Source organism: Herbidospora cretacea, assembly GCF_001570605.1.
Taxonomy (GTDB): domain Bacteria; phylum Actinomycetota; class Actinomycetes; order Streptosporangiales; family Streptosporangiaceae; genus Herbidospora; species Herbidospora cretacea.
On sequence record NZ_BBXG01000003.1, the window covers coordinates 88078 to 110844 of the forward strand.

General features: G+C 70.5%; 22 protein-coding genes and 1 tRNA gene. 9 read left to right on the top strand and 14 right to left on the bottom strand.

Annotated elements, in window-relative coordinates; translation table 11 throughout:
• Window positions 1-33 precede the first annotated feature (33 nt).
• Window positions 34-762 carry a LysR family substrate-binding domain-containing protein gene (locus tag AW270_RS06280; RefSeq protein ID WP_061291638.1) on the top strand — a complete coding sequence of 243 codons (729 nt, stop codon included), beginning with the start codon at window positions 34-36 and terminating at the stop codon, window positions 760-762.
• 207 nt (window positions 763-969) lie between these two features.
• Window positions 970-1599: a hypothetical protein gene (locus tag AW270_RS06285; RefSeq protein ID WP_157521734.1), complete on the top strand. Its 630-nt coding sequence runs from the start codon at window positions 970-972 to the stop codon at window positions 1597-1599.
• A 538-nt stretch (window positions 1600-2137) separates the two neighbouring features.
• Here AW270_RS06285 and AW270_RS06290 read toward each other — a convergent pair.
• From AW270_RS06290 to AW270_RS06320, 7 genes are all read right to left on the bottom strand, one after another.
• A tRNA-Val gene (locus AW270_RS06290) sits at window positions 2138-2212 on the bottom strand.
• Between the two features lie 16 nt (window positions 2213-2228).
• Window positions 2229-3164 carry a quinone oxidoreductase family protein gene (locus AW270_RS06295; RefSeq protein WP_061291642.1) on the bottom strand — a complete coding sequence of 312 codons (936 nt, stop codon included), beginning with the start codon at window positions 3162-3164 and terminating at the stop codon, window positions 2229-2231.
• Entirely contained in the window at window positions 3161-3523 is a 363-nt protein-coding gene (locus AW270_RS06300; RefSeq protein ID WP_061291644.1) for a hypothetical protein, read from the bottom strand. Before AW270_RS06300 ends, AW270_RS06295 begins: the two co-directional genes overlap by 4 nt.
• Entirely contained in the window at window positions 3520-4383 is an 864-nt protein-coding gene (locus AW270_RS06305) for a DODA-type extradiol aromatic ring-opening family dioxygenase (protein ID WP_061291646.1), read from the bottom strand. Before AW270_RS06305 ends, AW270_RS06300 begins: the two co-directional genes overlap by 4 nt.
• Window positions 4384-4396: 13 nt before the next feature.
• Window positions 4397-5149: a citryl-CoA lyase gene (locus AW270_RS06310; RefSeq protein WP_157521762.1), complete on the bottom strand. Its 753-nt coding sequence runs from the start codon at window positions 5147-5149 to the stop codon at window positions 4397-4399.
• Window positions 5146-6252: a CaiB/BaiF CoA transferase family protein gene (locus AW270_RS06315; RefSeq protein ID WP_061291650.1), complete on the bottom strand. Its 1107-nt coding sequence runs from the start codon at window positions 6250-6252 to the stop codon at window positions 5146-5148. The genes AW270_RS06310 and AW270_RS06315 overlap by 4 nt, the downstream gene beginning before the upstream one ends.
• A 69-nt stretch (window positions 6253-6321) precedes the next feature.
• Window positions 6322-7131 carry an IclR family transcriptional regulator domain-containing protein gene (locus tag AW270_RS06320; protein ID WP_061291651.1) on the bottom strand — a complete coding sequence of 270 codons (810 nt, stop codon included), beginning with the start codon at window positions 7129-7131 and terminating at the stop codon, window positions 6322-6324.
• 119 nt (window positions 7132-7250) lie between these two features.
• On the opposite strand from AW270_RS06320, the gene AW270_RS06325 reads away from it, so the two are divergent.
• Window positions 7251-8642, top strand: a complete 1392-nt coding sequence (locus tag AW270_RS06325; protein ID WP_157521735.1) for an amidohydrolase family protein — start codon at window positions 7251-7253, stop codon at window positions 8640-8642.
• A 116-nt stretch (window positions 8643-8758) separates the two neighbouring features.
• On the opposite strand, the gene AW270_RS06330 is transcribed toward AW270_RS06325, so the two are convergent.
• The 5 genes from AW270_RS06330 to AW270_RS06350 all read right to left on the bottom strand — a co-directional run bounded on the left by AW270_RS06330 (window position 8759) and on the right by AW270_RS06350 (window position 11500).
• Window positions 8759-9673: an ROK family protein gene (locus AW270_RS06330; RefSeq protein ID WP_061291653.1), complete on the bottom strand. Its 915-nt coding sequence runs from the start codon at window positions 9671-9673 to the stop codon at window positions 8759-8761.
• Window positions 9674-9687: 14 nt separating this feature from the next.
• A complete protein-coding gene (locus tag AW270_RS06335; protein ID WP_061291655.1) occupies window positions 9688-10020 on the bottom strand; it encodes a hypothetical protein in 333 nt (110 codons plus the stop codon).
• A gap of 12 nt (window positions 10021-10032) precedes the next feature.
• Window positions 10033-10476, bottom strand: coding sequence for a peroxiredoxin (locus AW270_RS06340; protein ID WP_061291658.1), 444 nt, complete (start codon window positions 10474-10476; stop codon window positions 10033-10035).
• A gap of 65 nt (window positions 10477-10541) precedes the next feature.
• Window positions 10542-10967 carry a DUF3052 domain-containing protein gene (locus AW270_RS06345; RefSeq protein WP_174549852.1) on the bottom strand — a complete coding sequence of 142 codons (426 nt, stop codon included), beginning with the start codon at window positions 10965-10967 and terminating at the stop codon, window positions 10542-10544.
• Window positions 10968-11089: 122 nt separating this feature from the next.
• Complete coding sequence (locus AW270_RS06350) at window positions 11090-11500, bottom strand: secondary thiamine-phosphate synthase enzyme YjbQ (RefSeq protein WP_082801354.1); 411 nt, start codon at window positions 11498-11500, stop codon at window positions 11090-11092.
• 270 nt (window positions 11501-11770) lie between these two features.
• Here AW270_RS06350 and aceE point away from each other — a divergent pair, with 270 nt between their 5' ends.
• Window positions 11771-14518 (top strand): pyruvate dehydrogenase (acetyl-transferring), homodimeric type, encoded by a 2748-nt coding sequence (aceE, locus tag AW270_RS06355; protein ID WP_061291662.1) that lies wholly within the window; start codon window positions 11771-11773, stop codon window positions 14516-14518.
• Between the two features lie 136 nt (window positions 14519-14654).
• Here the strand turns inward: aceE and AW270_RS38515 are convergent, their stop codons facing one another.
• Both AW270_RS38515 and AW270_RS06365 read right to left on the bottom strand, forming a co-directional pair.
• Entirely contained in the window at window positions 14655-15290 is a 636-nt protein-coding gene (locus tag AW270_RS38515) for an Abi family protein (protein ID WP_061291664.1), read from the bottom strand.
• A gap of 270 nt (window positions 15291-15560) precedes the next feature.
• Window positions 15561-17414 (bottom strand): C1 family peptidase, encoded by a 1854-nt coding sequence (locus AW270_RS06365; protein ID WP_061291666.1) that lies wholly within the window; start codon window positions 17412-17414, stop codon window positions 15561-15563.
• 126 nt (window positions 17415-17540) lie between these two features.
• Between AW270_RS06365 and AW270_RS06370 the strand changes: the two genes are divergently transcribed.
• From AW270_RS06370 to AW270_RS06390, 5 genes are all read left to right on the top strand, one after another.
• Complete coding sequence (locus AW270_RS06370) at window positions 17541-19223, top strand: S1 family peptidase (protein ID WP_061291668.1); 1683 nt, start codon at window positions 17541-17543, stop codon at window positions 19221-19223.
• Between the two features lie 170 nt (window positions 19224-19393).
• On the top strand, window positions 19394-19897 hold the full coding sequence (locus AW270_RS41035; protein WP_063819118.1) for a hypothetical protein: 504 nt from the start codon (window positions 19394-19396) through the stop codon (window positions 19895-19897).
• Entirely contained in the window at window positions 19894-20913 is a 1020-nt protein-coding gene (locus AW270_RS06380; protein WP_245674588.1) for a peptidoglycan-binding protein, read from the top strand. The genes AW270_RS41035 and AW270_RS06380 overlap by 4 nt, the downstream gene beginning before the upstream one ends.
• Window positions 20910-21578, top strand: a complete 669-nt coding sequence (locus AW270_RS06385; RefSeq protein ID WP_061291672.1) for an ABC transporter ATP-binding protein — start codon at window positions 20910-20912, stop codon at window positions 21576-21578. Before AW270_RS06380 ends, AW270_RS06385 begins: the two co-directional genes overlap by 4 nt.
• Window positions 21571-22761, top strand: a complete 1191-nt coding sequence (locus tag AW270_RS06390) for an ABC transporter permease (RefSeq protein WP_061291674.1) — start codon at window positions 21571-21573, stop codon at window positions 22759-22761. Before AW270_RS06385 ends, AW270_RS06390 begins: the two co-directional genes overlap by 8 nt.
• The last annotated feature ends 6 nt before the right edge of the window (window positions 22762-22767 follow it).

The following is a 22767-nucleotide window of genomic DNA, read 5'->3' on the forward strand; positions in this document are numbered from 1 at the left end:
AACGGGGGTCCCGGACATCGATACGCTGGGCCGGTGACTGATGGGGAGACCGGCGGAGCGTTCCGGCTGGCATACGTGCCCGGGGTGACCCCCGCGAAATGGGTCAACGTCTGGACCGAGCGGATGCCGGACGTGCCGATCACCCTGCTCGCCGTGCCGGCGGCCGAGGTGGTCGAGCTCCTCCGCGACGGCCGCGCCGACGCCGGGTTCGTCCGGCTGCCGGTCGACCGTGACGGGCTCAGCGTGATCCCCCTCTATGTCGAGACCACGGTGGTCGTGCTGCCCAAGGACCACGAGGCGGCCGAGGCCGACGAGGTGGCCGTCGCCGACCTGGCCGACGAGGAGGTGTTCCATCCTCTGGACGACACCATCGACTGGCCGGTCCGCCCCGGCCTGCCCGCCTTCACCCGCCCGCCGAGCACGGCCGACGCGATCGAACTCGTGGCGGCAGGCAGCGGGCTCCTCCTGGTCCCGCAGTCACTGGCCCGCCTCCACCACCGCAGGGACCTCACCTACCTGACGGTCCCGGACGCCCCGCAGTCCCAGGTCGCACTGGCCTGGCCCACCGCCGCGACCACCGACCTGGTGGAGGACTTCATCGGCATCGTCCGCGGCCGGACGGCGAACAGCTCACGCGGCCGCGCCCCCGCCGCCCCCGCGGCGAAACCGGCCCAGCGACAGGCGAAGAAACCCACGCAGAGCGGCTCCACCCGCCGGACCACGCCCACCGGCCGCAAGAAGAAGCCCAACCGCCCCCGCTGACCGGAACGGAGTGACCTCGCTGCATCGATCTGTGCGTGTCGCCGCACAGAGAGTGCTCGGGTTCGCGCCGCCTATGCCATCCGCAGGACGGCGGATTCACGCTCCACGCACCAGCCGGTCGGCCTCGGCATTGGCGGTCTGCGCGCCCAAGCCTGGCGCTGCGACGTCGCGTGGACGGGCGTCGAAGATATGAGTACCGTGACGCCGGTGCCACGAACCTCCTCTCTTCTGGTCGCCGCCCTCGCGGTGTCGGCCTGCATCGCGAATACCTCACCGGTAAGCGCGGCTTCATCGTCTTCTGCTCACGCATCGATGTCGGCCACAGCGGCCCTGTCACAGGGATCGCAGACCACTGTCACGCCCAAGCAGACGGCCATCGACAAGACCAAGGCGCTGCTGACGACATTCTTCACCGACCAGCAACTGTCCAAAATCCTCGACAGGCTGGCGGCGGACATCTACGCCAACAAGTCGCTCAAGGATTCCTCCGCCACTCTCATCACCTCGGCTGGTCTCACCGCAGCTCAAACGTTGGTCCTGGTCAAGCTGGCGAGCGGTTCGACCGGGGCTCCGCTGACAAAGGTCAACGCGGTCCTGCTCCGCAGGTTCGAGCCATATTACAAAAACATCAGTCAGAAGATTCTCGCCATGAAAAAGAGCGGGAAGACGCAGTCGGAATGCGCCAAACAGGTCCACGTGATGGTGGCCGGATATCTCACCAAAGCCAATGTCACGCCGATCCTGACGGACATCAAGGCCGGCCTGACATCGACCGAGTGGCAGTTCGTGAAACTCCACGGCGCATCCCTGTTCCTCTGGAGCAAGCACGGTTTGTAGGACCGCCTGATCCGCCAAGCCCGAAGCGGTGATCACCCAGGCCTGCGCCGGAGGACTCGCTCCAGCGACCTAGTCGCTGATCCACGCCTCCGGCGTTCCCGGGATGCGGAGCGCGGCCGGACAACGGTCCACCCAGCGAAGGAGCCGGGACCTGCCATGGGCAACCCCTGGCAGGTGACCGACAAGAGGGGCTGACGTGGCCCAGCGGTCCTCGTGCCAGCGAGAACACGGCAAAGAACGACCGCCCCCGGATGCGGCGATGCATACGTGGCCCTTGTCCGGCCTAGGTGATGGCCGCGTGTCTCAAGATCACCCGCACGCCGGTCGAGAGCAGCCGAAGCAAAGCGACGCCTGGCCGGGGAGTGCGAGGGGCAAAGCCCCTCGCGAGGAGCGAATGCGACGAAGGGGCCGCGACAGCGGACCAGGGGGAGCGTGAGGGGGCGAGAGCCCCCTGACATCGGGGGTTCGGGGGTCGCCCCCCGTATGAGGGAAGGAGACCCGCGAAGCGCCAAAAGCGCGACCATGGGTAGCCGTCTCCTGGTGGGCGGTACTGGGTTCGAACCAGTGACCCCTCGCTTGTAAGGCGAGTGCTCTACCGCTGAGCTAACCGCCCCCGGACCGCTTACACCTTACGGCACTCGCACGGCCGAAGGCACCTCGGTAACCCGTACGACGGCGCGTCCCGCCCGGGTCGAGTCCCAAGCCTCGCCAACCTCGTCAAGCCCGGCAACGTAGTGATCAACCGACAGATCACCCGAAGCCGCGTACCCGAAGATGATCTCCAGCGCCTCGGCGCGCTCCGACCTGCTCAGCGCGTTGTTCGAGTATCCCAGCACGGAGATGCCGCGCCCTCGCAGTAGCGACGACGAGAACACGGCGGAGTCGTCCGCCGACCCGCCGAGGTTCACCAGCCGCCCCCCGGCCGCCAGCACCGACGCCGCGGCGGCGGCCGGCTCGCCGAAGACGGGGTCGATCACCACGTCGGCGGATCCGATGGCGTCCCGAAGGCGCTCGGCCAGCGTCGACACGGGATCCAGTGGGATGCACCCCTCCCTGGCCAGCCGGGACACCCCGACCACGGTCCCGGCCCCGAGCAGCCGGGCGGCCCGCAGGGCCACCTGCCCCACCGCCCCGCCCGCGCCGAGGACGACCACGTTCTCCCCGGCCACCAGCTGTCCCCGCCACGTCAGCGCCATCCACGCCGCGACGGCGGAGAGGCCCAGGGAGGCGGCGGCGACGTCGGTGCAGCCGTCGGGCAGGCGTACGAGATCCGAGGAGGGCACGGCGCAGACCTCGGCCAGGCTCCCGTCTCCGGGGGCCATCCCGGCCGAGGTGGGGAACCACACCCGTGAGCCGTCGGGGGCGAGGCCGACGCCCTGCACGCCGGGCACATAGGGCAGCGCGGGCGCGCCGAAGTAGGAGACGCCGGTGGCGCACAGCCGGTCGAGCGGGGTGATCGGGGCGCAGGTCACCGACACCAGGACGTCCCCGGCCCCCGCAAGAGGCCGGGGGACGCTCCGCACCGCCGGCGGCCGACCACACTCCTCGACCACCGCCGCTCTCATGTGGAGATATCCGGGTAGGGCAGGGAGAAGTGGGACAGCCGGGCCGCGTACTCCTTCTGGAAGGCCAGCGGCTCCTCGTAGTCCCGTTCGAACAGCGCGATGAAGAGGGTCAGCGTGAGGAACGGGTGGGCGCCGAGCTCGAAGAGCTTCACGTAGTCGTGCGCGGCCAGCGCGTCGCGCTCGACGTCGGTGAAGGACAGCCACGTGCTGGCCTCGCCGCCGTGGCAGCCCAGGATCTCGCCGGCCATGGTGGACTCCCACCACGCCACCGTCTCCCCGGGGGCCGACCGGTAGCGCTCGACCAGGTCGGGGTCGCGGTCGACGGTGAACAGGAACTTGTTCAGCAGGTACTTGCTCATGCCGGGACCCCGTTCGGATACCAGGTGAAGTAGGCCTCCATCGTGTGGAACAGGTCGAGCGAGTCGGCGTAGTCGGCCTTGGCGCCCTCTCCGGCTACGCCCATCATCAGCATGAAGTCCATGAACCCGTGGGTGGCGTTGCCGGGCGTCCACAGCGAGTCGAGCGTCACCTCGGCCAAGGCCCGCTCGATGTCGCCGGAGGCGATCCACTCGACCGCCTTCCGGTCGAACTCCGGGTCGGGGCCGTGCGGGCCGAACTGCCGGGGGCCGCCGAGCTCCAGCGACAGGTGCCCGGTGCCGATCACCGCGACCCGCAGGTCGGAGGGCCACGTCTCGATCAGCCGCCGGATCGAGTGGCCCAGCTCCACGAACCTGCCCGGCCGGGGAAGCGGCGGGGCGAAGATGTTCGTGTAGATCGGCACGATCGGCAGGTCGGCCTCGGGCCGCAGCGTGATGATCGGGCAGGTGATGCTGTGGTCGATCCGCAGCTCGTTGGAGAAGGCCAGGTCGAAGCCCTCGTCCAGGCCGCCGCGCAGGATGTGCGACGACAGCTCCTCGTGGCCGCGCAGCAGCATCCGGGGCAGGCCGAACTCGCGCTCCTCGTTGTGCCAGTTGGCGTCGTAGAAGGGCGCCTTGCCGACCAGGAACTGGGGCATGTTGTCGAGCCAGAGCTGGTGGAAGTGGTCCGACCCGACCATGACCAGCACGTCGGCCCTGGCGCGGGTCAGCGTCTCGCGGAAGGCCAGGATCTTGGCCACCCAGGCGTCGGCGAAGGGCGGGCGCTCCTCCGGGGGCGCGGTGCTGGCCTTGTAGTAGAACGGGTGGTGCGTGGACGCGATCACGGCGGCCAGTGTTGCCATGCGGGCACCTCTTCTACGGTTCGTACGTCGCGTTCCGGTCGACGCTCAGGTAGACATCCATGCCGATGGGCCGCCGCCGCTCCTCGGCCAGGTGACCGAGCAGCCCGGCCGCGCGGGCCAGCAGGGCGAAGCCCCGCAGCAGGTCGACCGGCAGCCCCAGGTCGGCCAGCGCCGCCCCGCACACCCCGGCCCCGTTGAGCGGCAGCTTCCGGCCCAGCACCTCGGGGTGGACCCGCCCGATCGCCTCGAACAGCGCCAGATGCGGGCCGAACACCCCCTCCTCCCGCGCCAGGGCGAACAGCACCGGGGTCCGGGGGTCCTCGATCTTGTGGACGGGATGTCCCAGCCCCGGGATCAGCCGCTTCTCGGCGCGGGCCGCCCGCACGGCCTCCAGAGCCACCGCGTCCCAGTCGCCTTCATGGGCGGCCACGAGGTCATGGAGGAAACGCCCGGCGTCCTCGGTCACGCCGAGGAACCGCGACCCGCCGCCGAGCAGCCCGGCGGCCAGCGCTCCCTGGACGCTCTCCGGCGCGCTCAGCAGGGTCAGCCGCGCCGCGATGGCCGTCGGGGTGAAGCCGTGGTCGGCCAGCGCCACCAGCACCGCCTCGAACACCCGCGTCTCGCCCGGGGTGGGCCGCCGCCCGGCGACCAGCCAGAACGCGAGCTCGCCGAAGCCGACGTTGCCCATGAGGTCATGCGCCAGGTCCTGTCCCAGCAGGCTGATCGAGTCGGCGTCCGACGTCCCGATCCCGGTGGGAAAGCTCATCTCAGCCACGTCCTGATCTCCTCCCCGTGTTCGTCCAGCGACGGCGGCGGCAGCCGGTAGCCCGCCGGGGTGCCGGAGAAGGTGATCGGGTGGCGCACCGACGGCACCCCGCCCGGCTCGACCACCGGCTCCAGGCCCAGGTCCCGCGCGAGCGCGACGCCTTCGGTCACCGTGTTGATCGGCCCGCAGGCCACGCCTGCCGCGCTCAGCGCCGCGAACAGCTCGGCTCGCGTCCGTTTCCCCAGCTCCGCGACCAGCAGCGGCTTCAGCGCCGCCCGGTTCGCGGTCCGGTCTCTGGTACGGGCGAAGCGCGCGTCCTCGGCCAGCCCGGGGACCCCGAGCACCTCGCACAGCTTGCGGAACTGCCCGTCGTTGCCCGCCGCGATCACCAGCTCCCCGTCGGCGCACTCCAGCGGCTCGTACGGGAACAGCGACGGATGCGCGTTCCCCATCCGCGACGGGGTGACCTCCCCGGCCACCACGGCGCTCGAATGGTTGACCATCGCCGACAGCGCCGACGACATGAGGTTGACCTCGACCCGCTGCCCGCCCCCGGCGTAGAGCGCCGCGAGGATCCCGGACACGGCGTGGAGCCCGGTGATCACGTCGAACACCGAGATGCCGGCCCGGTAGGGCGGCCCGTCGGCCGACCCCGTCAGGCTCATCAATCCGGAGACCGCCTGCACGATCAGGTCATACCCGGGCAGATGGGCGCCGCCTTCCGTGCCGAAGCCGGTGATGGACGCGTACACCACCTTGGGGTTCCGCTCCTGGACCGCCGCGTAGTCGAGCCCGTAGGCGGTCAGGCCGCCGGGCTTGAAGTTCTCGATGAACACGTCGGCGCGGGCAGACAGTTCGTGGGCGAGCTTCTGGTCGCCCGGGTCCTTCAGGTCGAGGGCGACGGACCGCTTCCCCCGGTTCACGCCCAGGTAGTAGGTCGACACGCCGTCCCGCGCGGGGGGCAGCCAGTTGCGGGTGTCGTCACCGCCGGGCGACTCGACCTTGATGACGTCGGCGCCCATGTCGGCCAGCAGCATCGTGGCGTAGGGCCCGGCGAGAACCCGGGAGAAGTCGGCCACGAGGATGCCGTCGAGTGCGCCCATGAGGTCCCTTCGTCCGTGTGGCGGACAGGTGTCCGCGATCCCGAGTCTTGTCGGGCGGCGAAGGTCGTGTCAAGCAGGGACCTGGGTGGTCGACTGGGGGATCGACTCGTGGAGGGCCACGTCGGCGCCGATCGCGCCGGCCGTGCGGAGCAGGGCGGGGAGGAAGTCGCCGGTGAGCGTCTCCATCGAGGTCTCGGCCGAGTGGGCGTTCACGTTGATCGCCGCGATCACCCGGCCGTGGCCGTCGCGCAGGGGCGCGGCCACCGACCGGATGCCCGGCGCGAGCTGCTCGTCGGTCACCGCCCACCCGCTGGCCCTGACCGCGCGCAGCGCCGCGTGGCGCTCCTCGGCCGTGGGCCGCCAGCGCGGCGTGATGCCCGACTGGCTCGGCAGTTCCAGCACCGCGTCGGCCTCGGCCGCCGGGAGCGCGGCCAGCAGGACCTTGCCGAGCGAGGTCTGGAGGGCGGGGAACCTGGTCCCGATGCTGACCGACAGCGTCACGATCTTGGGGACCGCCACCCGCGCCACATAGACGATGTCGGAGCCGTCGAGCTGGGCGATCGAGCACGACTCGCGCGTCAGCGCCGACAACTGCTCCAGGTGGGGGCGGGCGATCTCCCACAGGCCCATCGAGTGGACGTAGGCGACCCCCAGCTCCAGCACCCGGGGCGTCAGCGCGAACCCGCCCTCGGCGGCCCGGACGTACCCCAGCTCCTCCAGCGTCAGCAGGATGCGGCGGGCGGTCGGGCGGGCCAGTCCGGTCGCGGTGGCGACCTCGGTCAGGGTCATCATCCGCTGGCGCGGGCCGAACGCCTTGATCACGTCGAGGCCCCTCGCCAGGGCTTCGATGAAGTCGGGCCCGGTGTCCTTGCGTGGCATGCCGTCGACTTTAGACCGCCCCGAGTGCCTTGACATCGGCCGAGGGGGCTCGCATTGTTGCATTCACGTTTCTGCGACCGCCAGGCGGACAGTGGTCCGCGATTCTGGGAGGCAGTCTTATGCCCATCGTCCTCCGCAACGGACTCGTGCTGACCATGGACGACCGGCGCACCGTGCTCGCGCGCGGCGACGTGCTGGCCGACGGGGAGACCATCGCCGCCGTCGGGCCCGACCTCGCGGTCCCCGAGGGCACCGAGGAGATCGACGCGGCCGGCGGGATCGTCCTGCCCGGCATGATCGACACCCACCGCCACCTGTGGCAGACCGCGATGCGCGGCTACGGCGCCGACTGGACGCTGACCCAGTACTTCGTCTGGTACTACCTCGAATGGGGCCGGAGGTTCCGCCCCCAGGACATCTACGCCGGCAACCTCCTCGGCGCCGTCGAGGCCCTCGACGCCGGGGTCACCACCACCGTCGACTGGTCACACGGACTCCAGACCGTCGACCACGCCGAGGCGGCGGCCGACGCCCTCCAGGAGGTCCCGGGGCGTTTCGTGCTCGCGTACGGCAACATCCAGCAGGCCCCCTGGGACTGGGCGCCCTCGGCCGACCTGCGGAACTTCATCGGCCGGCGGTCCTGGGACGACATGCTGGGCCTCCAGCTCGCCTTCGACGTCACCGGTGACCCCGCCTTCCCCGAGAAGGCCGCCTTCGAGGCCGCCCGCGACCTCGGCCTGCCCGTGACCACCCACGCGGGCGTCTGGGGCGCGACCAACGACGACGGCATCCGGCTCATGTACGAGAACGGCTTCATGACCCCCGAGACCGTCTACGTCCACGCCGCCACGCTCTCGGCCGACTCCTACCACCGGATCGCCGCCACCGGCGGGTCGGTCTCGGTCTCCACCGAGAGCGAGCAGAGCGCCGGGCAGGGCTATCCGCCCACGTGGCAGCTGCGCCACCACGGCATCCCCGTGTCGCTGTCGATGGACACCAGCGTGTGGTGGAGCGGCGACCTGTTCTCCGCGATGCGCTCCACCCTGGGCGCCGACCGGTCACGGGAGCACCTGGAGGCCCACCTGAGGTCGGAGACCGTCACCCACTGCCACCTGCGGGCCGAGCAGGTCGTCGAATGGGCCACCCGAGGCGGGGCCGCCGCGCTCGGCCTGTCGGACAAGATCGGCAGCCTGGAGCCGGGGAAGAAGGCCGACATCGTCCTGATCAAGAACGACGACTCGCCGGTCATGTTCCCGATCCTCAACCCCTATGGCCACGTGGCCTTCCAGGCCCAGCGCGGCGACGTGCACACCGTCGTCGTCAACGGCGAGGTGGTCAAGCGCGACGGCAAGGTCGACGGCATCGCCAAGGCCCGCGCCGCCGTCGCCCAGACGGTCGACTACCTCCAGGGCGAACTGGGCGATTCGTGGCTCTCCGGAATGAACCCCGACATCCCGGAGACCAAGATTCTCGACAACCCGTACACGTACACCGACTACAGATCGAGCTGAGGCCGCCGGCCGGGGGTCGGCCCTCGACAACCCGCGCGTACATGCACCGACTACAGGTCGAGCTGAGGCGCCGGCCGGGGGTGCGGCCCTCGACAACCCGCCCGTACCTGCACCGACTACAGGTCCAGCTGAGGCGCCCAGTCCTGCACGCCCGCCGCGCGCCAGCCAAGAATGCCCGCTCCCAGCATCCCGGCGCGCACGCCCAGTGCCGTCTGGCGCAGCGGCGGGGGCTTGCGGAAGCTCAGGCGCTCGGTCATCCGGTCGCGCAGCGGCATCAGCAGGGCCTCGCCGGCCTCGCCGAGGCCGCCGCCGATCACGATCATCGCCGGGTCCATGAGCAGCGTGTACGACGCCAGGGAGATCGACAGCGCCTCGACGGCCTCGGCCAGCACGGCGTAGGCATGGGGGTCGGTGGCCGCGTTGGACATCACGTCGACGGCGGTGGCCGGTTTGCCGGTGCGCTCGGTGTAGCGGCGGCCCAGCGACGCCGCCGAGGCGTAGGTCTCCAGGCAGCCGGTCTGGCCGCAGGCGCAGCGCTCGCCGTCGGGCCACACGGGGGTGTGGCCGATCTCGCCGCCCCAGCCGTTGACGCCCCCGTAGGGCTCGCCCTTGATGATCAGGGCGCCCGCGATACCCGTGCCGATGGGGAGGAAGAGGAAGTCGGTCACGTCGCGCCCGGCCCCGAAGACGCTCTCGGCCAGACCGGCCGTCTGCACGTCGTGGCCCAGCCGGACCGGCAGCCCCTCGGGCACGAACGCGGCCGCCGGGACGTCACGCCAGCCGATGTTGGCCGAGAACAGCGCGGTGCCGGAGTCGACGATGCCGGGCACGGCCACGCCCACCCCGATCGGGGGCTCGGCGTGCTGCGAGGCCAGTTCGGCCACGTAGTCCCTGATGTCGGCGACCACGGTGTCCGGCCCGTCGTCGCGCCTGGTCGGGCGACCGGGGAAAACGGTCACCTCGCCCGATTCGCTGACGAGGCCGCCCTTCATCGATGTTCCGCCCACATCAAGGGCGACCACGTAACTCATCCGGACATCTAATCTCACGACCGGCCGAGTACGCGAGACAGGGCCGCCTCCACCTCCGCCGCGAGATCGGCGGGCACGGACGGCCTCTTCGGCAGGCACTCGCCCTGCCCCCCGCCCTGCCCCTCGCCCGCGCTGCGGACGTGGCCGCAGGAGCGGCACTCGACCTCACCGAGGCGGCAGATCAGGGCCGTCGAGGCGCACGAGGAGCACGTGTCGAGGTCGAGGTCGTGCGATCGCTGGCATTCCGGGCAGATCAGGACCTGGGCGTCGGCGCTGACCCCGCGCTTCCACGGGCTCGCGCCACGAACCGGGTCGGTCTGCCGGGCCCCGCATCGGTAGCAGGGCATGTCGGCCTCCCCCTACAGCTCGCTGAGGACTTTCCGGTATTCCGCGACGTCGCGCGGCTGCCCGATCGCGGTCGCGACCGTCCAGCGCACCACGCCCTGGCCGTCGATGACGAAGGTCCCCCGGGAGGCGGCCCCCTTCACCTCGTCGAAAACACCATAAAGACGCGCGACCTGACCGTGGGGCCAGAAGTCCGAGAGCAGTGTGACGTCGAAACGCTCCCGGTCGGCCCAGGCCCGCTGGGCGAACGTGGAGTCGACCGAGACGGCCAGGACCTCCGCGTCACCGCCGAATCCGGCGAGGTCGTGGAGTTCGCCCTGGCACACCCCGGTGAAGGCGAACGGGAAGAAGACCAGCAGGACGTTCCGGCCGCGCAGGCCGGAGAGCCGGATCGGCGTGCCGTGCTGGTCGCTCAGCTCGAAATCGGGCGCGAATGACCCGGCGGTCAGCATGTCCATGATCGCTCCGCCCGTAGTGATCCTGCCGTACGGCGGCGGCCGTACGGCAGGTGGGGCTCCACCGCCTAGCGGCGGCCCTTGAAGACGAGTCTCGTGCCCGACCAGTCCTTGGCCGCGCTGATGCTGCTGGTCTGCGCCAGACCGGCGGTCGTGGCGTCCTCGCCGATGTCGCTCGGTTCGACGTGGCCGGGACGGGCCGCCTTCGGCGTCAGCAGCCAGATCTGGCCGCCGTCAGCCAGGGAGGTCATGACGTCGCTCAGGACATCGAACAGATCGTCGTCCCCGTCGCGATACCACAGCAGCACCACGTCGACGACTTCTTCGAAGTCCTCGTCGACCATCTCGTTGCCGGTCAGCTCCTCGATGGACTGACGAAGCTCTTCGTCGCTGTCCTCGTCCCAGCCGACCTCCTGCACCACCTGACCCGGCTTGAGGCCGAGTCGTTCGGCCAGGCCGCGCTCGCCCTGCGCCTGACCCGCGGTCGCGCTCACTCTCATCCCTCCTGCTCGGATCGACCCCGCTGGAAAACCGCTGCGGGTATCGTTCGGCACAGTCCACACGCTGTGACCCATCGTCGTCAACGGTCGCCACGGTCAGTGACCCGCACCGTTATCTACGATTCGGACAAATAGGACAAACGGACACTCCGTTCCCTGTTGTCCACGTTGAGATCCACGACGGCGATCGACTGCCAGGTGCCCAGCGCCAGCCGCCCCCCGATGACGGGCACCGTCGCATAGGGCGGAATCAGGGCCGGCATCACATGGGAGCGCCCGTGGCCCCGGGAGCCGTGGGCGTGCCGCCAGCGGTCGTCGGCCGGGAGCAGGTCGCCCAGCGCCGCCAGCAGGTCGTCGTCGCTGCCGGCGCCCAGTTCGATCAGCGCCACGCCCGCCGTGGCGTGAGGCACGAAGACGTTGAGAAGGCCGTCGCCCCCGCATTCCTCGGCGAACCTCGCGCACTCCGCGGTGATGTCGTGCACCCGTTCCCGGGAGCCCGTCCGCACCTCGATGACCTGAGATCTCACATCGGGATACTAAGGTGCGGCCTGCCCGTTATTCGGCACCGCGCGACCAGGTGAGGGACAACCTAGGTCAAAACGTTACGCTGACGAAGTGAGCACACCCGGCGGTGGCAGGATGTGCGAGCTTGGGCGAAAATCGTCCTACCATCGGTGGTCTAGACCCATAGACCACCCCGGTTACCCCACGGTAGAGATGCATCTTCCGTAGGGACCAGCCAGGATGGAACCCGAACCCTAGACCGACAAAAGTCCATTCTCGGAAGGCGAGACCCAGTGGCTTCCGGACGCCAGCGTTTCTCGATCATCAGTGACGGCCTACCCAGCCAGTTTCCTGATGTCGATCCAAGCGAGACCCAGGAGTGGCTTGAGTCGCTCGACAACGTCGTCAAGACGGAGGGGCGAACCCGAGCGCGCTACCTGATGCTCCGCCTGCTTGAACGGGCGCGAGAGCATCAGGTCGGCGTCCCGGGGCTGCGCAGCACCGACTACATCAACACGATCGCTCCCGAGCGCGAACCCTGGTTCCCCGGCGACGAATACGTCGAGCGGCGCATCCGCGCGTACATCCGGTGGAACGCCGCGATCATGGTGACCCGGGCCAACGCCCGCACCAACGTGGGCGGCCACATCGCCACCTACGCCTCGGCCGCCTCGCTCTACGAAGTGGGCTTCAACCACTTCTTCCGGGGCAAGGACCACGGCGAGTCGGGCGACCAGGTGTTCTTCCAGGGCCACGCGGCCCCGGGGATCTACGCGCGCGCCTTCCTGGAGGGCCGCCTCAGCGAGACCCAGCTCGACGCCTTCCGGCAGGAGCTGTCCCACGGGTTCAAGGGCCTGCCGTCCTATCCTCACCCGCGACTCATGAACGACTTCTGGGAGTTCCCCACGGTCTCCATGGGGCTGGGCCCGATCGGCGCGATCTACCAGGCGCGGTTCAACCGCTACCTGGAGGACCGCAAGATCAAGGACACCTCGCGCAGCCACGTGTGGGCGTTCCTCGGCGACGGCGAGATGGACGAGCCCGAGTCGCTCGGCGCCATCGGTCTCGCGGCCCGCGAGGAGCTCGACAACCTGACCTTCGTCATCAACTGCAACCTGCAGCGGCTCGACGGCCCGGTCCGGGGCAACGGCAAGATCATCCAGGAGCTGGAGTCCTACTTCAGGGGCGCCGGCTGGAACGTCATCAAGGTCGTCTGGGGCCGCGACTGGGACCCGCTGCTCGCGGCCGACGTCGACGGCGTCCTGGTCAACCAGATGAACACCACGCCCGACGGCCAGTTCCAGACCTACTCGGTCGAGAACGGCGCCTACATCCGGGATCACTTCTTCGGCGGTGACCCGCGCCTGCGCAAGATGGTCGAGCACCTGTCCGACGACGACATCCGCAAGCTGTCGCGCGGCGGCCACGACTACCGCAAGGTCTACGCGGCCTTCAAGTCGGCCCGTGACCACGTCGGCCAGCCGACGGTCATCCTGGCTCAGACGATCAAGGGCTGGACGCTGGGCAAGGACTTCGAGGCGCGCAACGCCACCCACCAGATGAAGAAGCTGAGCAAGGCGGAGCTCAAGGAGTTCCGCGACCGGCTCTACCTTCCGATCCCGGACAAGGACCTCGAAGGCGACCTGCCGCCCTACTTCCACCCGGGCGCCGACAGCGACGAGATCGCCTACATGAAGGAGCGCCGCCACGCGCTGGGCGGTTTCCTGCCGAAGCGAGTAGTGCGCGCCAAGACCCTGAAGCTGCCCGGCGACGACGCCTACAAGCAGCTCTCCAAGGGTTCGGGCAAGCAGAACGTCGCCACCACCATGGCGTTCGTCCGGCTGCTCAAGGACCTCATGCGCGACAAGGAGATCGGCCACCGGTTCGTGCCGATCATCCCCGACGAGGCCCGCACCTTCGGCATCGACGCGATGTTCCCGACGGCGAAGATCTACTCGCCCTACGGCCAGACCTACGAGGCCGTCGACCGCGACCTGCTGCTGTCCTACAAGGAGTCGACCGAGGGTCAGATCCTCCACGAGGGCATCACCGAGTCGGGCTCGATGGCCTCCACGATCGCGGTCGGCTCGGCGTACGCCACCCACGGCGAGCACATGATCCCGGTCTACATCTTCTACTCGATGTTCGGCTGGCAGCGCACGGCCGACCAGATGTGGCAGCTGGCCGACCAGATGGGCCGGGGCTTCCTGCTCGGCGCCACCGCGGGCCGCACGACCCTGAACGGCGAGGGCCTCCAGCACGAAGACGGCCACACGCCGCTCATCGCCTCCACCAACCCGGCGGCCGTGTCCTACGACCCGGCCTGGGGCTACGAGGTGGCCCACATCGTCCGCGACGGCCTGCGGAGGATGTACGGCGAGAACGCCGAGGACATCTTCTACTACCTGACCGTCTACAACGAGCCCTACCAGCAGCCCGCCGAGCCGGCCAACCTCGACGTCGAGGGCCTGCTCAAGGGTCTCTACCTCTTCGCCCCCGCCACCGGCGACGGGCCGAAGGCCAACATCCTCGTCTCCGGCGTCGCGGGCCCCTGGGCCCTGGAGGCGCAGCGGATGCTGGCCGAGGAGTGGGGCGTGGCGGCCTCGGTGTGGTCGACGACCTCGTGGTCGGAGCTGCGGCGCGACGCCCTCGCGTGCGAGGAGTTCAACCTGCTGAACCCTGACGCCGAGCAGAAGGTGCCCTACGTCACGACCAAGCTGTCCAACGTGCCGGGGCCGTTCGTGGGCGTCAGCGACTACATGAGGGCCGTGCAGGACCAGATCGCGCAGTGGGTGCCGGGAGACTGGAGCTCGCTCGGGACCGACGGCTTCGGCCTGTCCGACACGCGCTCGGCGCTGCGCCGCCACTTCCACGTCGACGCGGCGTCGATCACCCTCGCGGTGCTGACGCAGCTCGCCAGGCGTGGTGAGGTCAAGCAGGAGACGCTGAAGGACGCGATCGCCCGCTACCACCTCAAGAACGGCGTCACCGAGATCGGCACCACCGCCGAGTCGAACGACACCGAGGCGATGGGCGTCTAGCCCAGGCGACTCTCAGAAGGCCCCCGAGAACCCTCGGGGGCCTTTTCGTTTCGGGCACATTCAACCGCCGGGGTCAGTGATCCGGCGGGCCGGTCGCGCCGGGTGAAAACCCGTCTCCGATCTTGAGCCGCCGTGATCAGGGGCGGCGGGCCAGTACCTCAGGGAACCGGCTGTGGCGCCCGACCATGCGGGCGAGCCCCGGATCGATGTATCCCAGGCACTCGATGATCCCCAGGTGATCGGCCAGGAGATGTCGATGATGAATCGGCGCATGGTGTGCGATCTTGTTGCGCAGGACGCGCAGGTAGTCGAGCTTCTTGTGGAGACCGCTGCGGTTGCCGCCCCAGTGAGGAAACGCCCGGTGCAGGGCGGGGCGCCAGAGGTGTTTCTCATAATCGTTGCCCCGCCCCAGCAGCGAGACCCAGAAACCGAAAGAGAGACTTTCGGTAATGGTCAGTGGACGGAAAGCGGCGCCGCGGGCGGCCTGATCTTTCACCCCCGACACCTTGTCCTGCGCAACGCGGTTCAAGTTCGCTCGTGGATCGTCCCACCAGTCGTTTCGCCCGAAATGTGAGCATAAGCGCGCGGTCATACTGCTGCGCGTCGCGAGTTCCAAGTACTGTAACGGTCCATAGAGCGCCTCCGAGATCTCGGTGTTCCAGCAGTGAAGGCGCAGTGCCGCCACATGATCGCCGCCACACCGCAGCAAATACTCGCTCATACGTGTCGTGGACAACCCTCCATGAAGCCGGGTGGCCTCTTCGGCATGCATCCTGACTTCCTCTCAACGGCGTGATACCGTGCTTGTATAAGCCCCGGTGTTGCCTCTGCTCTGCACGCACCCGGGGCACAGCTGTTTCTGCAGTGCTTTCGCTCTCCTGCAAACCCTTGCGTTGATGAGGTTGCGTGCGAATGCACGCAATTCCCTGCGTAATGCGCATATCGGGCATGGCGAGATGTGCTCGGTAAATGAGGCCCTGACGGGTTTCGGCTCCCTGGTCGTCGTTCCTCGTGACAGTGGCGCGGAGTCAGCCGTACACGGTCAGTGATAGGGCGTGAGGGTCGCGTCCAGGGATTGGCGGCCGAGGAGGCGGAGCAGGGCTGAGGTCATGGTGGCCGGGTCGGTGTCGAAGTCGGTGTGGCCCCTGGCGGCGCAGTGGTCGGTGATCGGGGTCATGGTGCCCGACAGGACGACCTGCGCGCGGGGCAGGTCGAGCCCCGCCAGGTGCTTGGCCATGCCGAGCAGGGGGACCTCCCCGCCGGGCTGCTCGGGCCGTTCGAAGGCGCGGGAGACCAGGTAGAGGATCGACTTGCGGTAGACGGCGCCGCACGTGTCGTCGAGTTCCCGCTCGTCGGTCAGGGCGAAGGTGGTGAAGCGGCCGATCCGGCCGGCCAGGGGCGCCAGGGTCCGGCGGTAGTCCGCCACGGTGATCGCGGGGGCCAGGAAGGTCGTGGACGCGATGGGCACCCCCGCCGCCACCAGGCGCTCGGCCAGCGCCGCGAGGAAGATCGAACCGGCGCTGTGGCCGACCAGGTGGACGCGGGTGCCGGGGCGCAGGTGGTTCCTCAGGGCCAGCGCGGTCAGGGTCGCGCCGGGCTGGGCCGACCGGGTCGCGGTCCAGTCGACCGGGCCGGAGACGGGCGCGGAGGCGGCGCGGGCGTTCTGCTTCATCTGGTCCCAGGCCCACGACAGGCTGCTCCTGGCCACGACCTCCACGGCGCGGTCGGCCTGTTCGGTGAGCCACTCGGCCGGGCCGCCGGCGGGCAGGAAGCGGCGGGCCAGGTCGGCGAGCTGGTCGAGGAGGGTCTCGGTCGCGCCGGTCTGCCAGGCGAAGGTGAGGGGGTAGACCTGGTTGGCCAGCCACCAGCCGAGGTCCCGGCGGGCGATGTCCTGGCCGGTGCCGCCGCTGGTCAGGCCGCCGTGCGCGTAGAGGACCACGTGGTGCTCGGAGCCGCCCCACTTGTCGTGGGCGGCGTCCATCCGGGTGAGGGCGGCCTCGATCTGGCGGGGCGAGCTCTCGAAGGAGCCGATCTTGGCCAGGCGGCCGTCGTTCCCGAGGTTCACCACGTGGGGGGCCAGGTCCGTCCCGGCCGCGCCCGTCTGGGCGTCCTCCGCCGGGCGGGCGCGGAGGGTCAGAGGGGTGCCCCGGACGCCTGGACGGACCGCGAAGGCGTCGTAGGCGGTGGCGAGCCATTCCTCGTACGGGAGGGTCGCGAAGCCGCCTGCGGCCCACGTGGGGCCCCAGGAGTTCTGGACCAGGAAACCCGTCTCGTCGTAGCCGACCAGCGCGAAGGCGTGGCCGCCCAGGGTCGCGTGGCCGTTCAGGCGGCGGATGACGTGGGCGCCGTTCTCCACGACGGGACGGGTCCAGCCCTCGTGGACGACGGCCGACACGCACACCGCGCGGGCCTCCTCGATGGCCGACTGCATGTCGTCGAGGCGTCCGGGGGTGACGCGGTAGTAGGCGCCCATCGGGATCCTGGCCGCCTCGGCGGCCACGAGGGGGTCGGCGAGGTCCGGCTCGGGGGTCGTCCAGGCCGCCTCGGGGAGCACGCCGTGGCGGTGCCAGCCCTTGAGGACGCCCCGGAGCGACGAGCCGACGTCCTCCTCGCCGGCGAACTCGTCGTAGCGCCGCCCGAGGCGGTAGAGCATGTACGGGCTCACCGCCAGGCCACGCCGGGCCGAGGCGATGACGGCGGCGAGGGCGTGGCCCGTGCAGGAGGCCCCCTCCTGGGTGAGGACCCGCCGTCCGGCGCGGTTGTCCACCACGTCGGGAAGCGGCCGCAGGAGGGGGCGGTAGGTGAGGTCGCGGGCGTCGTACACATCGGGGAGGACGGCCGCGACGAAGGGGCGGCCGCCGACGGTGACGGTCCCGGGAGGGACGGCTTTGGCCATGTCCGCCACGGTAGGAACGGGCCAGGGGCCGCCGCCACGGGGTCTGCCCTGGGGTTATCCCTCGGGTAATGGAAACCCCAAGTCACTCACAAGTGGTGGACAAGGCGCGTATCCCACGATCATTCCGTGAACCTCAGAAAAATCATCGTCGCCACCGCGGCGGTGTCGGTGCTCGCCGCATCTCCCGCGTACGCCGACGAGACGCCAGACGTCCCCATCGGCACCAGGCTCGCCGCGAAGACCCACCCCGCCGTCCAGCTCACCAGCCTCACCTACACCGGCCAGGTGAGCGTCCCGACCCCGGCCGTCAACGAGGCCAACCTCTACGCCCTGGTCGACAAGATCACCAATGACGTGCTCGCCGGGAAGATCGCGCAGGACCAGCGCAGCATCGCGAAGTACATGTTCGAGCAGATGAACGCCAACGTGGGCGCCTACCTCGTGCCCGGCACGCCGAACCGCGTCGTGGACGCCGAGGTCGGCGGCATGTGCACCGGCTGGTGGGTCACCCCGGACGGGTACATGGTCACCGGCGCGCACTGCGTCCAGATGGGCGACAAGGAGCTCAACGACGTCTTCGCCCAGCAGGCGCTGACCAAGTTCTACGAGGAGGACGCGCAGGGCATCCTGGAGATGGTCAAGGACCTCTCTCCCGACGAAGAGATGATCAAGCTCGCGGAGAACCTCTTCATCAACTTCAACGCGGCCAACATGCAGGTCAACGGGCTGAAGAAGGAGATCGCGGTCGTCCAGGCCCACCCGGGCGGCGGCGTCGACAAGACCGCCAAGCCCATCGTCGCCGAGCTCGTCGACGTCGGGGAGAGCTACCCGGGCAAGGACTACGCGCTGCTCAAGGTCAACGGGCAGCAGAACCTGCCGACCGTGCCGCTCGGGAACGACGCCGACGTGCAGGTCGGGTCGACGGTCTACATCAGCGGGTTCCCCGGGCTGGTCACCAACACGCCGTTCTTCAGCCTGGAGTCGAAGCTCGACCCGGCGCTGACCGAGGGGCCGTACAACGCGCTGCGGACGACCGACAAGGGCGTGCCGTACATCCAGACGCAGGCGCCGTCCTACCACGGCAACTCCGGCGGCCCGGTGTTCTCCAAGGACGGCGACGTCATCGGCATGCTGATCGCGGGGACCGTGTCCCAGGGCGGGGAGGCCTCGGAGAACGAGTCGTTCGTGCTGCCGGTCTCGGTCATCAAGGAGAAGCTGAACGAGAAGGGCATCAAGCCCACCGCCTCGGCCACCACGACCCGCTGGAACGCCGCGCTGGACGCCTTCTTCCTGCACCACTACTCGCAGGCGCTGCCCATCTTCCGCGAGGTCCAGGCGCTGCACCCGACCCACCCGTGGGTCGCCGAGTACATCACCAACTCCCAGCAGGCCATCACGGCCGGCAAGGACGAGACGCCGCAGTCGTCGAGCTTCTGGCTGCTGGTCGGCGCCGGCGTGATCGTGGCGATCCTGCTCGGCCTGGTCCTGCTCCGCCTGCTGGTGAAGAACGCCAAGCGGAGGAAGCGCGCCCAGATCCCGGTCTACCACGGCGCGCCGCCCTACCAGGCCGCCCAGCAGATCCCGGCCTACCAGCCGCCGCAGGCCCACCCGCTGCCCCCGGCCGAGAGCACGACGCGCTACCGCCCGCCGTCGCAGCCCTACCAGGCCTACCAGCAGCAACACGGCAACCCCTACGGGCAGCAGCAAGGAGGCGGACCCGTCCCGCAGCCGCAGGACCGCAACGTCGCCGACTTGGAGCGCGAGCTGGAGCAGCTCCGCCGCCAGCTCGGCAACCGGCCGCCGCAGTAGCGCGGGACCGCTCATCGGCGCGGGCCGTGTCGTCGGGAAAGGCATTCTCCGTTACGCCTCCGGAGTGGCCGGCCGCTCTCCGGAGCACGCCGGCCTTTTCCGTGCGGATAAACATCGGATAAGCGAATTCGCTTAAGGGGTGTTTAACGGCTCCTCGCTAGAAATCGCACATGAAACGAATCGGAATGGCCGTCGTCGCGGCGCTGCCGCTGTTCCTGGCGGCCTGTGGAACCCCTCAGACGGGCGGTGTGGCGACCGCCGGAGGCGGGGCCGCCTCGGCCGCGCCCAGCCCCAGCGCCTCGGGGGACGGGGTGAAGTTCGCGCAGTGCATGCGGGAGCACGGCATCGACGTGCCCGACCCCGAGCCGGGGAGCAACGCCGTCCGGGTGCGGGTCGGCGAGGGGGTCGATCCGGCGACCGTCGACAAGGCCAACGAGGAATGCGCGAAATACCGGCCGATCGGGGGCGGGCCGGGGGTGAACGACGCGGCGTTCGCGGACGCCGTGCAGAAATTCACCGCCTGCATGCGGGACAACGGCGTCGACATGCCCGACCCGCAGGTCGACGGCGGCCGGGTCATGATCAAGGGGCCGAAGGGCGAGATGGACTCGCCCGAGGCGCAGAAGGCGCGGGAGATCTGCGAGAAGCACCTGCCCGGCGGGGGACCGAAGTGAGGAAGGGGCTGCTCGCCGGGGGAGTGGCGGTGGCGGCGCTGGCCGGGGGCGGGGTCGCGGCGGCCTCCCTCGACCGGTCGGCCCCGCCGCCCTCCCCGGCCGCCGTCGCGACGGCGGAGATCACCCGGGGCGACCTGGCCGACGCCGAGACCGTCGGCGGCACGCTCGGCTACGAGAACCGCCGCGAACTGCCCAACGCCGCCCGCGGCACGGTCACCTGGACGCCCGAGGAGGGCGCCGTCGTCCGCAGGGGGAAGCGGCTCTACGCCGTCTCCGGCAAGAGCGTCGTCCTCCTGTACGGCACCATGCCCATGTACCGCGAGCTCACCACCGGCACGAGCGGGCGCGACGTCCTCCAGCTGGAGCGCAACCTCAAGGCGCTCGGCTACGACCCCGGCACGGTCGACGGCGACTTCACCTGGTCCACCCGGTCGGCCGTACGGGACTGGCAGGAGGACCGGAACCTCGACGAGACCGGGGTGGTCGGGCCCGAGCAGGTGGTGATCGCCTCCGGCGCGGTCCGGGTCGCCGAGGTCACCACCGAGCCCGGGATGCCGGCCGGGCGGTCCGTCATCGCCACCACCGGCACCAAGCGCGTCGTCCACGTCGACCTCGCCGCCTCCGACCAGCAGCTCGCCCGGCTGGGCGCGGCGGTGACGCTGGAGATGCCCGACGGGCGTACCGGAAAAGGACGGATCACCTCGATCGGCACGGTCGCGAAGCCGCCCGCCGAGCCGGGCGGGGAGGCGACGGTCGACGTCGAGATCACCGCCCGGGGCGGGCTCGGCCGGTTCGACCAGGCCCCGGTCGACGTCGGCCTGACCAGCGAGACCAGGAAGGACGTCCTGTCGGTGCCGGTCGAGGCGCTGCTGGCGCTGCGCGAGGGCGGCTACGGCGTCAAGGTCGACAAGGGCGCGGTGGTCGTCGTGGAGACCGGGCTGTTCGCGGCCGGTCGGGTCGAGATCGAGGGCCCGGGGCTGGCCGAGGGCATGAAGGTCGAGGTGCCCGCCGAATGACCGCCGTCATCGAACTGGCCGGGGCCGCCAAGGTCTATTCAGGGGGCGTCCGCGCCCTCGACGGCGTCGACCTGCGCGTCGAGGCGGGCGAACTGGTCGCCATCGCCGGGCCCTCGGGGTCGGGCAAGTCGACCATGCTGCACCTCATCGGCACCCTCGACCGGCCCTCCGAGGGCGTGGTCAGGATCGCCGGGTACGACGTCGCCGCGCTCTCCGACCGTGAGCTGTCGGCGCTGCGGGCCCGGCGCATCGGGTTCGTCTTCCAGCAGTTCCACCTGGCCGACGGCGTGAGCGCGCTCGACAACGTCGCCGACGGCCTTCTGTACGCCGGGACGAACCGCCGCGAACGCCGCGAGAGGGCCGCCGAGGCGCTCACCCGCGTCGGCCTGGGCCATCGCCTGAGCCACCGGCCGAACGAGCTGTCGGGCGGCGAGCGGCAGCGGGTCGCGGTCGCCCGCGCCGTCGTCGGCGAACCGGCGCTGCTGCTCGCCGACGAGCCGACCGGGAACCTCGACTCGGTCTCCGGAACCGGCGTGCTCGCCCTCCTGGCGGAGCTGAACGCGGCCGGGACCACCGTGGTGATCATCACGCACGACGCCGAGGTGGCCGCCGCCGCGCCGCGCCGGATCAGGCTGCGCGACGGGAGGGTGGTGTCGGATGGCTGAGCTGCGACCGGCCCGGCTCACCTGGGGCGACCTGGTCAGGGTCGGCGCGGCCGGGCTGCGGGCCCGGCCCGCGCGGGCGGTGCTGTCGGCGCTCGGGATCGCCATCGGCATCGCGACCATGGTCGCCGTCGTCGGCGTCTCCTCCTCGTCGAAGGCGCAGCTGCTGGCCGAGCTCGACCGGCTCGGCACCAACCTGCTGCGGGTCACCCCCGGCCAGAGCCTGTTCGGCGAGCCGACCTCGCTGCCGGAGACCGCGCCGGCGATGGTCGGGCGCATCGGCCCGGTCCAGGTCGCGGGCGCGACCGGCGACACCGGGACGCCCGTCTTCCGCACCGACCGGATCGACCCCCGGCGGACCGCCGGGCTCACCACCCGGGCCGCCTCGCTGGACCTGCTCCGAGCGCTGCAGACCGGCGTCGCCGACGGCGTCTGGCTGAACGCCGCGACCGCCCGGCAGCGGGCCGTCGTGCTCGGCGCGGTGGCCTCGGAGCGGCTCGGCGTGCGGGCCGCCGGGGGACAGGTGTGGATCGGCGGGCGGTGGTGGACCGTCGTCGGGATCCTGGCGTCGTCGCCGCTGGCGCCCGAGGTCGACCGGTCGGCGCTGGTCGGCTTCGGGGCGGCGGAGACGTACCTGGACTTCGACCGGCATCCGACCACGATCTACACGCGCACCGACCCCGGCCAGGTCGACGCGGTCCGGGCGGTCCTCCCGGCCACGGCGGCGCCGGAGAGCCCGGAGGAGGTCGAGGTGAGCCGTCCGTCCGACGCGCTGGCGGCGCGGGCCGCGGCCGACTCGGCGTTCACCAACCTGCTGCTGGGGATCGGCGCGGTCGCGCTGCTCGTCGGCGGGGTCGGGGTGGCCAACACCATGGTCATCTCGGTGCTCGAACGGCGTCGCGAGATCGGGCTGCGCCGCTCGCTGGGGGCGACCCGGGGGCAGGTGCGCGGGCAGTTCCTCACCGAGTCGCTGCTGCTCTCCGGGCTGGGCGGGGTGGCCGGAGCGGTTCTCGGCGGGGCGGTGACGGTGGCGTACGCGACCTGGACGGGGCTGCCCCCGACGGTGCCGGCCTGGGCGCCGGGCGGCGCGCTCGCGGCGACGCTGCTGGTCGGCACGGTCGCCGGGATCTACCCGGCGATGCGGGCCGCCCGCATGTCGCCCACCCTCGCCCTCAGCAGTACTTAACCGGTG

Coding starts and splice junctions, on each gene's coding strand:
- AW270_RS06295 (WP_061291642.1), bottom strand. CDS start 3,164: ATGAGAGCGGCGGTGGTCGAGGAGTGTGGTCGGCCGCCGGCGGTGCGG.
- AW270_RS06300 (WP_061291644.1), bottom strand. CDS start 3,523: ATGAGCAAGTACCTGCTGAACAAGTTCCTGTTCACCGTCGACCGCGAC.
- AW270_RS06305 (WP_061291646.1), bottom strand. CDS start 4,383: ATGGCAACACTGGCCGCCGTGATCGCGTCCACGCACCACCCGTTCTAC.
- AW270_RS06310 (WP_157521762.1), bottom strand. CDS start 5,149: ATGAGCTTTCCCACCGGGATCGGGACGTCGGACGCCGACTCGATCAGC.
- AW270_RS06315 (WP_061291650.1), bottom strand. CDS start 6,252: ATGGGCGCACTCGACGGCATCCTCGTGGCCGACTTCTCCCGGGTTCTC.
- AW270_RS06320 (WP_061291651.1), bottom strand. CDS start 7,131: ATGCCACGCAAGGACACCGGGCCCGACTTCATCGAAGCCCTGGCGAGG.
- AW270_RS06325 (WP_157521735.1), top strand. CDS start 7,251: ATGCCCATCGTCCTCCGCAACGGACTCGTGCTGACCATGGACGACCGG.
- AW270_RS06330 (WP_061291653.1), bottom strand. CDS start 9,673: ATGAGTTACGTGGTCGCCCTTGATGTGGGCGGAACATCGATGAAGGGC.
- AW270_RS06335 (WP_061291655.1), bottom strand. CDS start 10,020: ATGCCCTGCTACCGATGCGGGGCCCGGCAGACCGACCCGGTTCGTGGC.
- AW270_RS06340 (WP_061291658.1), bottom strand. CDS start 10,476: ATGGACATGCTGACCGCCGGGTCATTCGCGCCCGATTTCGAGCTGAGC.
- AW270_RS38515 (WP_061291664.1), bottom strand. CDS start 15,290: ATGCATGCCGAAGAGGCCACCCGGCTTCATGGAGGGTTGTCCACGACA.
- AW270_RS06365 (WP_061291666.1), bottom strand. CDS start 17,414: ATGGCCAAAGCCGTCCCTCCCGGGACCGTCACCGTCGGCGGCCGCCCC.
- AW270_RS41035 (WP_063819118.1), top strand. CDS start 19,394: ATGAAACGAATCGGAATGGCCGTCGTCGCGGCGCTGCCGCTGTTCCTG.
- AW270_RS06385 (WP_061291672.1), top strand. CDS start 20,910: ATGACCGCCGTCATCGAACTGGCCGGGGCCGCCAAGGTCTATTCAGGG.
- AW270_RS06390 (WP_061291674.1), top strand. CDS start 21,571: ATGGCTGAGCTGCGACCGGCCCGGCTCACCTGGGGCGACCTGGTCAGG.